Here is an 11758-nt window from a genome sequence, read left to right on the forward strand (position 1 = left end):
GCCCCAAGCCTATCCGGCTATGGAAGGTGCCACAGGCGGTCGTCCCCCGCGCGCAGCGAGCCCAGCCGGTGCCGCAGCTCGTCACGGACCCCGGCGTCGAGGTGCGCCCGGCGCAGCAGGGCCGTCAGGGTCTGCAGATCCCGGATGTCCCGCAGCACCGGATACCCCGCCTGGGACCTGGCGTCGTGACCGTACGCCTCGCTGAAATTCGCCAGCTGCCGCTCGGTCAGCCCGAACCGCGCGCCGTGCAGGGTCGGGACCAGGTCGATCTCCCGCGGCCCCGCGCACGCCCACTGCCAGGACCTCAGCAGGAACCCCCGGGGCGTGCGGATCATGTTCTCCCGGCGGGCGTCGCCGTGCACCAGCCCGTACGGCAGCGCGAACTCCACCAGCCCGTACGCCTCGGCGAGCACGTCGCAGCGCCCCAGCAGCCACCCCCGGTCCTCGTGGTCCAGCACCGGGCACTCCCCCGCCGCCCGGCGCACCGCACCGAGCGGGTCGCAGGCCGGCAACTCGAACGGCACCGGCGGCAGGGCGTGCAGCCGCCGCAGCAGCGGCCCGAGCTGCGCCGGGTCGGGCGGCGGCCCGATGTGCTCCTGCCTCCGCCAGAAGGTCGCCAGGAACCCCTCGGCGACGATCGGCTGCTCCACGTCCAGGGGGCGGTCGGCCGGGAAACCCCGGTCCGCCAGCCACCGCGCCACCCGCACCGAGACGGCCGGCCGCTCGGCCTCGTCCGGCGTGTCCTCCCGGGCCAGCCGTACCACCACGCCCTCGGCGGCCAGGTGGCAGACCAGCCCGGCGGCGTCGTGCCCCATCCGGAACCCGGTCGCGTCCAGCCCGGCCTGCCGGCACGAGCGGGTGAGCGCCCCGGTCACCCGGGGAAGAAGCGAACCCTCCGCGGCGATCGTCATCGTCCACTCCTGTCTGGAAATCCGCGCCGGGCCCGCCCACGGGCCCGGCGACACCGGTGAGCGGGGGGAGAGTTCGAGACCGGGGACGGGCGGACGGCTTTCATCGCGGCCGGTCTCAGAAAGGCCGCTGACGGATGTGGATCGCCTGGAGCAACCCGATGGCGATCATGTTCGCGAAGGTCGCGGTGCCGCCGTAGGAGACGAACGGCAGGGGCAGCCCGGTGATCGGCATGATCCCGATCGTCATCCCGACGTTGACGAAGGACTGGAAGGCCAGCCAGCACACGATCACCCCGGCCGTCATCGCGCCGAACCGGTCGTCGCACCGGCGGGCGATCCGCATCCCCCGCAGCAGGATCACCGCGAGCAGCGCCACCACCGTGACCGAGCCGAGGAAGCCGAACTCCTCCCCCGCGACGGTGAAGACGAAGTCGGTGTGCTGCTCGGGCACGAACCGGCCGGTGGTCTGGCCGCCGCGGAACAGCCCCTTGCCGAACAGCCCTCCCGAGCCGATCGCGATCAGCGACTGGGTGCTGTTGTAGCCGACGCCCCGCGGGTCGCTGGCCGGGTTGAGGAAGGCGGTGAACCGCGCGATCTGGTACGGCTCCAGCACGTCGAGGAACCACACGCCCACGGCCCCGGCGACCACGAGCAGGGCCAGCCCGAGGACCCACCGCTTGCGCACCCCCGCGATGATCATCGCGGCGGCGGTGATCACCCCCAGGACCATGGTGGTGCCCAGGTCCGGCTGGAGCATCACCATCCCCATGGTCAGGGCGGCCACCGCCAGCGACACCCCGACGTCCAGGCCGCGCGGGCGCTCGCCGCCCTTGGCCGGCTGGGCCATCAGCATGGCGAGCATCAGCGCCAGCCCGAGCTTGGCCAGCTCCGACGGCTGGAAGGCGAACCCCCCGCCCAGCATGATCCACGAATGCGCGCCGTTCACCGTGGAACCCAGCGGCGTGATCACCAGGATCAGCCCCACGAACGTCACGGCGTACACCAGCGGCGCGTACGCCCGCAGCCTGCGGTGGTTCACCATCGTCGCCAGACCGGTCAGCACCGCGCCGATGGCGAGGTTGAGGACGTGCTTCTTGACCAGCCCCGTGGAGCCGGGCGCCCAGGTCCGGGTCGACGACCACACCAGCAGCGTGCCGATCACCGACAGCGCGGCGACCGCGACGAGCAGCACCCCGTCCATCCGGCCCACCACCGAGGAGGCCGCCATCGCCCTGCGGGCCAGCGACCTGCGCGGCGGGTTGATCACCCGGGCGGTCATCGCGCCACCGTCCCGTCCCGCTCGATCACCGGCGGCTCGGACGCGGGGCGCCCGGCGGGCAGCGCCGCCGGGACCTGCCCGCCCTTGGGCGAGATGCCGTAGATGCCCTCGTAGATCTTCCGCGCGGCCGGGGCGGCGGTCTCGGCGCCCATCCCGCCCTGGGAGACCATGACGACCACCACGAACCTCGGGTTGCCGGCCGGCGCGAACGACGCGAACCACGAGGTGTCGGCCTTGCCGTACACCTCGGCCGTGCCGGTCTTGCCGCCGATCCGCACCCGGTTCATCGGGAAGCCGGTGAAGGCGCCCGCGGCTGTGCCGTCGGAGGGCACGTCGCTCAGCGCCGCCCTGATGTAGTCGCGCTCCCGCACCGAGATCGGCAGCCGGCCCACCACCGGCACCTTGATCTCCTTGACCATGGTGCCGTCGGGCCGCACCAGCGCCCAGCCGAGCCGGGGGCTGCGCAGCCTGCCGTCCCCCACCAGCGCCGCGTAGGCCGCGGCGAGCTGCAACGGGGTCACCAGGACGTCGCCCTGGCCGATGGAGAAGTTCGCCGCGTCACCCGGCCGCAGCAGGTAGCCCTCCAGGCAGTTCTCGTACGCCAGCTGCTTGAGGAAGGCGGCCCGGCTCTGGTCGGTCCTGGCGACCTCCGGGTAGCCGGTCTTGGCGCGGCGGCAGTTGACCTCCTTGGTGGCCTCCCAGATCTGCTTCTTCCAGTCGCGGTCCGGGATCCGCCCGGCCGACTCGCCCGGCAGGTCCACGCCCGTCGGCCGGCCGAACCCGAAGGCCCGCGCCATGGCCGCCATCGGCTGCTTGGTGCTCCCCTTCGGCCGCAGCCCGCCGTCGCGCAGCCACTGCTCGTAGGCCGCCCGGTAGAAGATCGTGTCGCAGGACTTCACCAGCGCGGTGTGCAGGTTCATCGTGCCCATGCCGATGCCGTGGAAGTTGCTGAACGCCCGGCTGCCGACCATGAAGGAACCCGGGCAGTCGTACTGGCCGTGCAGCGGGTAGCCGTCCCGGAGCATCGCCGACACCGAGGAGATCTTGAAGGTCGAGCCCGGTGCGAACTGTCCCTTGATCGCCCGCGACACCAGCGGCTTGCCCGACTTCTCCGACAGCAGACGCTGGTACTCCGCCTCGGAGATGCCGCCCGTCCAGACCTTCGGGTCGTAGGTCGGCGCGCTGGCCAGCGCGAGGACCCTGCCGGTCCGCACGTCGAGCACCACGCCCGCCGCGCCGTCGGCCCTGGGCGCGGACTTCATGGCCTCGGCCAGGGCCTTCTCGGTCACCGCCTGCACCTTGGCGTCGATGCTGGTGATGAGCGTGTCACCGGGGATCGGCGCGACCTGCCGCTCCACTCCGATGACCTTGCCGAGCCGGTCGACCTGCACCCTCCGGATCCCCGGCACCCCACGCAGCTCCGCGTCGTAGATCGCCTCCAGCCCGTCGCGCCCCACCAGGTCGACACCGGAGAACGACGCCTTGAACCCCTCGCGCTTCTCCAGTTCCTCCTGCGTGATCGGCTGCAGGTAGCCCAGCGCCTGGGCGGCGGCACTGCCGTGCGGGTACTGCCGCACCGCCTGCACCTCGGCGGTTACCCCGGGGAACTCCTCCTGCCGTTCCAGGATCTGCAGGGCCTCACGCGTGGTGACCTCGTCGTCGATCGGGATCGGCTGGTACGGCGAGCCCGGCCAGCACGGCCGGGTGACCCCGGGGCCGCACGCCCTGATGCGCTCGCGCAGCCGCTCGGGACTGCGGTTCAGGACCGCCGCCAACCTCTGCAGGACGGTCCTGCCGTTGCCCGCCATCCGGTTCAGGCTCGTCCGGTCCACCGAGACCACGAGCCGGGTCCGGTTGCGCACCAGCGGCCGCCCCGCCGCGTCGAGGATCTGGCCGCGCACGGCCGGCACGACCACGTCGCGCGTCCGCGTCTCGGTCGCCGCCTGCGTGAACTCCGCGTAGCGCACCACCTGCACCTGCCAGAGCCGTACGGCGAGCAGCGCCATCAGCGACATCACCAGCACCTGGATCACGACCAGCCGGCCCCGCACCCGGATCATGCCCGCCCCCCGTCACGCCCGGCCCACGGCCTTCCCCGTCCGTCAGGCCGGACCCCGCACGTCCCCCGCACACCACGCCGGGTCCCGCATGCCCCCCGCCCGTCGCGCCGGACCCCGCACGCCCGGCGATCCGCCCTCCGCGGTCCGCTCCGATCACGCCCGGTGACCCGCGCGCTCACAGACGGCTCCGCGCCGGATACCGCACCGGCCGCGAAGCCCGCATCCGGGGACCCCCGGCGACCCTCCTCGCCAGCCCCGCCACCGGCAGGGCCGCCGCCACGTCGTAGACGGCCTCCCGGGGCAACGTGACCGTCAGCACGTCCTCCCCGAGCCGGGCGTCACCGAACAGGGCCCCGGCCGCCGCGGCGAGCACCGGCCCGGCGACGGCGCAGGTGAGCGCCGTGATGATCCTGGCCTCGGGGTGGAGCTCGGCCATCCGCCCGGCCGCGAACCCGACCAGGCACAGCACCAGGGCGTACTGCCCCATCACGTGCGCGGCGGGCGGCAGCATGTCGTTGAGCAGCCCGGCGAAGAACCCCATGACTGTCCCGGCGGCGGCCCCGCGGGCCTGCGCGTAACCGATCACGGTGAGCAGCACCAGGTCGGGGGCGACGTCCCCCGGCAACGGCAGGCGGTTCACCACCGCCACCTGCACCACCATGACCAGCAGGAGGAACCCGGCGGCGAGCGCGTCCCGGCCCATCGGTCAGATCCCCCCGCGCCGCGTGCCCGGCGCCACCGCCTCGGGCGGCACGTCGTCCCGCCCGCCGGGCGCCGCCTCGTCCTCCGGCGCGTCCTCCGTCTCCGGCTTCCCGCCCTCGCGGCCCGGCGCGTCCTCCGTCCCCGGCGCCTCCTCGCGGTCCGGCCCGCCCCGGGCCTTCGCCTTCTTCTCCTTCTCCGCCTGCCGCGGCGCACCCGGCAGGACCGCGTCACGCGGGTCACGCGGCGGCGCCTGCACCACCACACCCACCACGTCGAGCGCGGTCAGATCGGCGTACGGCCGGGCGTAGGCCACCCGGGTAAGCTCCCCCGGCGTCGCCTCCACCCGCTCCACCACCCCGATCGGCACCCCGGCCACGTACGGCACGCCGTGCTGGGAGCCGAAGCTGACGATCCGCCGGCCGGGAACGATCTGCGCCGTGGAGTCGAGCAGCCGGAAACGCAGCAGGCGGCCGCCGGACCCCACGCCGTGCACCACCCCGATCTCGTTGCTCCCCTCCAGGCGGGCCCCGGCCGCCGACGCCGGATCGCTGAGCAGCACGACGGTCGAGGTGAACCGCCCCGCCTGGACCACCCTGCCGACCAGGCCCTCGCCGTTCAGCACCGTCATCTCCGTCCGCACCCCGTCCGCCGCGCCGATGTCGAGCTCGACGGCCTCCTCGAACCCCGGCGTGCCCCGCCGGGCGATCACCTGCGCCGGGACGATCCGGTATCCGGCGACGCCCGCCACGCCGAGCAGGCGGCGCAGCTGCGCCGACCGCTGCCGGTCCAGGCTCTGCGACACCAGGTCACGCCTGAGCCTGCCGTTCTCGGCGCGTAACTCCTCGATACGGCGCCGCGCCTCCGGCGCACCCGTGATCATCGCGACGAACCTGCCGACCGGCCGGACGATGTCGGCCCCCGCGCTCTCCGCGGCGCCGAACACCGTCGCCCCCACACCCTTGAGGGGGGTGAGCGGGGATGTTCCGCCGGTCCGGTGGTCGACGGTCATCAACACGAGAGCCGCGGCCAGCAGCACCCCCAGGCTGATTCGTGCGCGGCGCGTGTCCTTCATCAGTGCCGCGGCTCCGGAACGAGGACCTGCTGCAGCGCCTCGAAGTCCTCGACGCACTTGCCGGAGCCGAGCGCGACGGAGTCGAGGGCATTGTCCACCAGGTGGATCGGCATGCCGGTCTCGTCCTTGAGCCGCTCGTCCAGCCCCTTCAGCAGGGCGCCGCCGCCGGTGAGGGCGATCCCCCGGTCCATCAGGTCGCCGGACAGCTCCGGCGGGCACTTGTCCAGCGTGGTCTTGACCGCGTCCACGATCGCGTTCACCTGCTCGTCGGTGGCCCGGCGGATCTCGGCGGCCGACACGACGATCGTCTTCGGCAGGCCGCTGACCAGGTCACGGCCGCGGATCTCCGCGTGGCCCTCCTCGGGAAGCGCGCAGGCCGAGCCGATCGCCATCTTGATCTCCTCGGCGGTGCGCTCGCCGAGCATGAGCGAGTACTCCTTCTTGGCGTAGCTGATGATCGCCTGATCCAGCTCGTCACCGCCCACCCTGATCGACTGGCTCGTCACCACGCCGCCCATCGAGATGATGGCGACCTCGGTGGTGCCGCCGCCGACGTCGACCACCATGTTGCCGGTCGGCTCGTGCACGGGCAGACCCGCCCCGATCGCCGCGGCCATCGGTTCCTCGATGATGTAGACCTGCCGCGCCCCCGCCTGGTAGCCGGCCTCCTTGACCGCCCGCTGCTCGACGCCGGTGATCCCGCTCGGCACCGCGATGATGATGCGCGGCTTGGCGAACTGGCTGCGCCGGTGGACCCGCTGGATGAAGTAGCGGAGCATGCGCTCGGTGACGTCGAAGTCGGCGATGACGCCGTCCTTCAGCGGCCGGATGGCCACGATGTTGCCCGGAGTCCGGCCGATCATGCGCTTGGCCTCGATGCCGATGGCGACGATCTTTCCCGTGACCATGTTCATCGCGACGACGGACGGCTCGTTGAGCACGATGCCCTTGCCCCGGACGTACACCAGCGTGTTCGCGGTGCCGAGGTCGACCGCCATGTCGCGTCCGAGGAAAGCAAGCTTGCTGCTCATGGGGAAGGCGGCCCTCCTTCCGTCAGGTCGTCGGCGAAAACTACAGAACGCACTCGAATCGTAACGTGATGTACCCACCCCTGAGCGCAATGAGCCTGCCAGCTCCAGGAAAATCTTAAGTCGCGGCAAACACGTCGGGCCCCGCCGTCCTCCCGGGTGATCTCCGGAAAGGACGGCGGGGCCCGACGGCGACGGCCTTAGAAGCGGTCCGGGAAGAAGATCTTGATCTCGCGGGCGGCGGACTCGGGCGAGTCGGAGCCGTGGACCACGTTCTCACCGATCTCCAGGGCGTGGTCGCCGCGGATGGTGCCGGGAGCGGACTTGACCGGGTCGGTCAGGCCCGCCAGGGCGCGGAAGGCCTCGACGGCGCGCGGGCCCTCGACCACCATGGCGACGAGCGGGCCGGAGGTGATGAACTCCACCAGCTCGCCGAAGAACGGCCGCTCGGAGTGCTCGGCGTAGTGCAGCTTGGCGGTCTCGGCGTCGAGAGTGCGCAGCTCCAGCGCGACGACCTTCAGGCCCTTGCGCTCGATCCGGGCGATCACGTCACCGATGAGGCCGCGCGCGACACCGTCGGGCTTGATCAGGACAAGGGTGCGCTCGGACACTGAAGTTCTCCTTCGAACAGGGATGACTCGCAGACTGCGTGAACGGGCGAAGTTTACCGTCCCGGAGCCGGCCGCCGTTGCTCGGCGGCCGGGCGGCGGCCGGCCGGGGAGCGGCGGAGCCGGGAGCGGGGGCGTGAGCCGGAACGTCCCTCCTCAGGGAGCCATCAGGGGCGGCCCGGGCCGTCCGTGTCCTCCGGCGAGGGCGTGGGCGGCGGCACGACCGGCATCGTGCCGGTCCGTTCCGGCCTCGGCCACGGCTTCGGGCCGGGCTCGGGAACGGGCTCGAACCGGGGTTTCGGCCCGGGCCGGGGCCCTCCCGGCTCACCGCCCTCCTTCCGGCCGGGCTCCGCCCCCATCTCGGCTTCCGCCCCCGCCCCGGGATCCACCCCCGGCTCGCCGCCCCGCGCCGGAGCGCCCCGGGTCCCCGTGATGGACGGCCACCCGTCCCGGAAGACGTCACCGGGGACCTCCTCGGAAGCCTCCGTGACGCCCGCCGTACCGGATCGGGGAGCACCGGGCACCTCGGACCCGGCCGGGAACGGGTCCGGGGCGGACGGCCGGGGCACATCGCTCACGGACGTCTGGGAGCGACGCACGAGGAGGGCGCCGAGGACGATGACCACGATCACCAGGCCGCCCCCCACCAGGGCCCACCGGTGCAGCGCGTCGACGAAGGCGTCGACCAGCGCCTCCGGCGTGCCGGCGCCCCGCAGGACGAGGAACTGCACGCCACTGCCGAGCAGGAAGCCCGAGAGGACACCGGGGAAGAACAACGACAGCGCGAAGAGCGCCGCCCCGATGCCGGACGGGCGCAGCGCGGAGGTCAGGGCCACGGCGGCGCCGACCGCGAGCAGCACCAGGGGAAGGACCAGGACCGGGCCGGCGGAGGAGGGCAGCAGCACCTCCACCGTGCACAGCCCCGCCACCACGACCGCCATGCCGCTCGCCGCGGCCGTGGGCAGGACGGCGTCACTCAGACGGCTCACCGCCACGGCGGCGACGACGGCCGCCACCCCCGCGATCACGAAGGCCGGCCACAGCCCGGACAGGCCCGGCCCACCCAGGCCGCTGAGCTCGACGTTGGTCACCTGCGCGGCCGTGGGCAGGACGACGACGCCCATCACGAGCACCGTGTAGGCGGACGCCCGGCCGTCGGCGCCCCCGGAGACGGAGGCCGAGGCCAGACCGAAAAGGGCGGCGACGGACAGCGTGGCCGCGACCAGCAGCAGGCCCGGCGACCAGTCGTAGGTGCTGCCCAGCGCCAGGGCCGCGATGCCCGCGGAGGGCACGACGGCCATCAGCGGCCGCCCGCGCCCCGGAGCCCCGGCGGACGGCCGCGCCGGACCGCCGGGCTCCCCACCGGCCTCCCGGCCACCGCCGTACCCCCGGTCGCCGCCGGTCTCCTGGCCACCGCCGGGCTTCCGCGCGTCGTCGGACCCTCGGGCGCCGTCGAGTCTCCGGGCGCTGTCGAGTCTCCCGGCGCCGTCGTCTCTCAACCGGAGCACGAAGTAGGCGGCGGCCAGCACGAGCGCGACCCCCGTCAGCATGGGGTACGGCTGAAGCGCGACCCTCCAGGACCTGGCCTCGTCCAGCGGCCACAGAGCCAGCGCCTGCGCCGCCAGGAGGCTCACCGCGAGAGCGGCGCACCACAGTGCCCGCAGGAACGGGGAACGCTCCCAGACCGCGGCCAGGGTCGCGGGCACCACCAGCCCCGCGCCGACCCCGTGCAGCACCCGCAGCACTCCCACCAGCGACGCGGAGTCGGCATACCCCCCGGCCGCGTCGGCCACGGCGAGCAGGGCCAACCCGGCGACCAGCATCGGCGCCACCCTCCGGCGGCGCACGGCGAGCGCGGCCAGCGGCACGGTCAGCACCGTCGCGGGCAGCGCCAGCCCGTGCGCCCGCATCATCCCGATCGGTGAGATGTCACGCGGCAGCAGAGCCGACACCACCGAGATGGTGTTGGGCAGGGCGACGATCGCCAGCGGAAGCGTCACCGCGACGAGCGCCCCGAGGACGACGTCGAGCGCCGAAGGGGCACGGAGTGCGCGCGCCAGGCCGGTGGGCTCGGCGGCCACCGCCCGATTCGGCTGAGTGGGAGGGACGGCCATGTAGGCCGACTTTAGCGGGAAGTCACGCCCTCGACACGGCGAGCGACGAATATCGCCGTGATCCACAGGGCAGCGAAAATCCCACCGAGGAAGAACATGGTCGAAACCATGAACCCCGAAACGATGGCCAGCACCTGGATCACGCTTCCGGCGATGTAGGCGAAGGGCCGCTTCAGCATGCCGGCGACCAGCACGCACAACACCGCCAGGCCCAGCCCCACGGTCAGCGCCACGGCCGGCTCGATCTTCTGGACATTGATGGCGACCGGGGCGAACAACCCGACGACGATCGCCTCCATACCCAGCACACTGGCGCAGAGCCGCCGCATGCCCGGAGTGACCGTGATCATTTTTCGCCCTTCCGCCGACGCCTCGCTCATCCGGCCTCGCCCGCCTTGAGCAGCAGCCGCGCGTCCCCGGCGGTGACCACGGAACCGGTGATCAGCACCCCCGCGCCGCCGAACTCCCCCGCCTCGTCGGCGATCGCGATCGCCCTGTCGATCGCCTCGTCCAGGCGGTCGGCCCGGTGGACCCGGTCGGGATCGAAGATCTCTTCGGCCAGCGCGGCGAGCTCGTCGACGTCCATCGACCTGGGCGAGGAGTTACGGGTCACCACGATCTCGTCCATCATGGGTTCGAGCAGCTCCAGGATCCCCGCGACGTCCTTGTCGGCGAACATCGCCACCACCCCGACGAGCTTGTCGAAGCCGAAGGACTCCTGGACGCCGTCCAGGGTCGCCTGGATGCCACCGGGGTTGTGCGCGGCGTCCACGAGCACCGTGGGCCCCCGCCGCACGACCTCCAGCCTCCCCGGCGAGGTCACCTGCAGGAACGCCTGCCGGACCAGCTCGGGGTCGAGGGGCTCGCTCCCGGCTGTCAGCGCCTCCACGGCGGCCAGTGCGCAGGCGGCGTTGCTCGCCTGGTGTGCGCCGTAGAGGGGGAGCAGGACCTCGTCGTATGTCCCCTTGAGGCTCTTGAGATGGAGAAGCTGGCCGCCCACCGCCAGCTCCCTGCCGAGCACACCGAACTCCAGCCCTTCCCTGGCGACGGTGGCGCCCACCTCCGCGGCCCTGCGCATCAGCACCTCCGCCGCGGGAAGCTGCTGCTGGGCGAGTACGGCCATCGCCCCGGGCTTGATGATGCCCGCCTTCTCACCCGCGATGGTCTCGACATCAGGGCCGAGATAGTCCATGTGGTCCAGCGAGATGGGCGTGATGACCGCCACCGCTCCGTCGGCGACGTTGGTCGCGTCGAAACTGCCGCCCATGCCGGTCTCGATGACCGCGACGTCCACGGGAGCGTCGGCGAACGCCACAAAGGCCATCGCGGTGAGGGTCTCGAAGAACGAGAGCCTGCGCCCCCTGGCGTCGATCATCTCGAGGTAGGGAAGGACGTCCTCGTAGACCTCGGCGAATCGCTCCTCGCTGAGCGGAACGCCGTCCACGGAGATGCGCTCCCGCATGGAGATGAGATGAGGGCTGGTGAACCGGCCGACCCGAAGGTTGCGCTCACGCAGAATCGTCTCGATCATCCGGGTCGTGGTCGACTTGCCGTTGGTGCCGGCCACGTGTATCACCTGGTAGGAGCGCTGCGGGGAGCCGAGCACATCCATGAGCGCGGAGATCCTGTCGAGCGTGGGCTCGAAGTTCCACTCGACGCCGCGTTCCATGATTGCTCGTTCGACTGCCTGATAGTCCACGCCTCAAGCCTACTGACCGCACGGTCGGGCTCCCGACGCCCCCGGAACCACTGGGAACCGCACGAGGACCGGCCGGCGCTTCGGGAATCTCTGCCGCACGACACGTCAGCCCCGCACAACGTCAGTCCCGCAGAACGCGGACACGGGAAGCGGGCATGGAAAGCGGGCACGAAAATCAGGAACGCAAAAAAGCGGGGCCCCGGACGAACGAACGTCCAGAGCCCCGCCAGAAAACCCGGAAACCCGGAGGCCGGGAAGACCCGGGAAACGCGGAAAGGGCCGCTC

General features: G+C 72.5%; 10 protein-coding genes. All 10 read right to left on the minus strand.

Annotation, left to right across the window (positions count from 1 at the left end; all coding sequences use genetic code 11):
* Positions 1 to 17 precede the first annotated feature (17 nt).
* The gene (locus tag IEZ10_RS07370) at positions 18 to 911 is read right to left on the minus strand and encodes a phosphotransferase family protein (protein WP_189245663.1); all 894 of its coding nucleotides are present in this window, start codon (positions 909 to 911) and stop codon (positions 18 to 20) included.
* Between the two features lie 115 nt (positions 912 to 1026).
* Positions 1027 to 2190 carry a rod shape-determining protein RodA gene (rodA, locus tag IEZ10_RS07375; protein ID WP_189245664.1) on the minus strand — a complete coding sequence of 388 codons (1164 nt, stop codon included), beginning with the start codon at positions 2188 to 2190 and terminating at the stop codon, positions 1027 to 1029.
* Positions 2187 to 4250: a penicillin-binding protein 2 gene (mrdA, locus tag IEZ10_RS07380; protein ID WP_189245665.1), complete on the minus strand. Its 2064-nt coding sequence runs from the start codon at positions 4248 to 4250 to the stop codon at positions 2187 to 2189. Before mrdA ends, rodA begins: the two co-directional genes overlap by 4 nt.
* 175 nt (positions 4251 to 4425) lie before the next feature.
* Complete coding sequence (mreD, locus tag IEZ10_RS07385; RefSeq protein ID WP_189245666.1) at positions 4426 to 4953, minus strand: rod shape-determining protein MreD; 528 nt, start codon at positions 4951 to 4953, stop codon at positions 4426 to 4428.
* Between the two features lie 3 nt (positions 4954 to 4956).
* Positions 4957 to 6024 (minus strand): rod shape-determining protein MreC, encoded by a 1068-nt coding sequence (gene mreC, locus IEZ10_RS07390; RefSeq protein WP_189245667.1) that lies wholly within the window; start codon positions 6022 to 6024, stop codon positions 4957 to 4959.
* A complete protein-coding gene (locus tag IEZ10_RS07395; protein ID WP_189245668.1) occupies positions 6024 to 7055 on the minus strand; it encodes a rod shape-determining protein in 1032 nt (343 codons plus the stop codon). The genes mreC and IEZ10_RS07395 overlap by 1 nt, the downstream gene beginning before the upstream one ends.
* Before the next feature lie 197 nt (positions 7056 to 7252).
* Complete coding sequence (gene ndk / locus IEZ10_RS07400) at positions 7253 to 7663, minus strand: nucleoside-diphosphate kinase (protein ID WP_189245669.1); 411 nt, start codon at positions 7661 to 7663, stop codon at positions 7253 to 7255.
* A gap of 164 nt (positions 7664 to 7827) precedes the next feature.
* Positions 7828 to 9774, minus strand: a complete 1947-nt coding sequence (locus tag IEZ10_RS07405; RefSeq protein WP_189245670.1) for a hypothetical protein — start codon at positions 9772 to 9774, stop codon at positions 7828 to 7830.
* 11 nt (positions 9775 to 9785) lie between these two features.
* On the minus strand, positions 9786 to 10154 hold the full coding sequence (locus IEZ10_RS07410) for a DUF4233 domain-containing protein (protein ID WP_229811031.1): 369 nt from the start codon (positions 10152 to 10154) through the stop codon (positions 9786 to 9788).
* Positions 10151 to 11443, minus strand: a complete 1293-nt coding sequence (locus IEZ10_RS07415) for a bifunctional folylpolyglutamate synthase/dihydrofolate synthase (protein WP_189245751.1) — start codon at positions 11441 to 11443, stop codon at positions 10151 to 10153. Before IEZ10_RS07415 ends, IEZ10_RS07410 begins: the two co-directional genes overlap by 4 nt.
* Positions 11444 to 11758 lie beyond the last annotated feature (315 nt).

The sequence above is a fragment of the Streptosporangium pseudovulgare genome (genome assembly GCF_014648055.1).
Lineage (GTDB): Bacteria > Actinomycetota > Actinomycetes > Streptosporangiales > Streptosporangiaceae > Streptosporangium > Streptosporangium pseudovulgare.

Coding starts and splice junctions, on each gene's coding strand:
- IEZ10_RS07370 (WP_189245663.1), bottom strand. CDS start 911: ATGACGATCGCCGCGGAGGGTTCGCTTCTTCCCCGGGTGACCGGGGCG.
- rodA (WP_189245664.1), bottom strand. CDS start 2,190: ATGACCGCCCGGGTGATCAACCCGCCGCGCAGGTCGCTGGCCCGCAGG.
- mrdA (WP_189245665.1), bottom strand. CDS start 4,250: ATGATCCGGGTGCGGGGCCGGCTGGTCGTGATCCAGGTGCTGGTGATG.
- mreD (WP_189245666.1), bottom strand. CDS start 4,953: ATGGGCCGGGACGCGCTCGCCGCCGGGTTCCTCCTGCTGGTCATGGTG.
- mreC (WP_189245667.1), bottom strand. CDS start 6,024: ATGAAGGACACGCGCCGCGCACGAATCAGCCTGGGGGTGCTGCTGGCC.
- IEZ10_RS07395 (WP_189245668.1), bottom strand. CDS start 7,055: ATGAGCAGCAAGCTTGCTTTCCTCGGACGCGACATGGCGGTCGACCTC.
- IEZ10_RS07405 (WP_189245670.1), bottom strand. CDS start 9,774: ATGGCCGTCCCTCCCACTCAGCCGAATCGGGCGGTGGCCGCCGAGCCC.
- IEZ10_RS07410 (WP_229811031.1), bottom strand. CDS start 10,154: ATGAGCGAGGCGTCGGCGGAAGGGCGAAAAATGATCACGGTCACTCCG.
- IEZ10_RS07415 (WP_189245751.1), bottom strand. CDS start 11,443: ATGGAACGCGGCGTCGAGTGGAACTTCGAGCCCACGCTCGACAGGATC.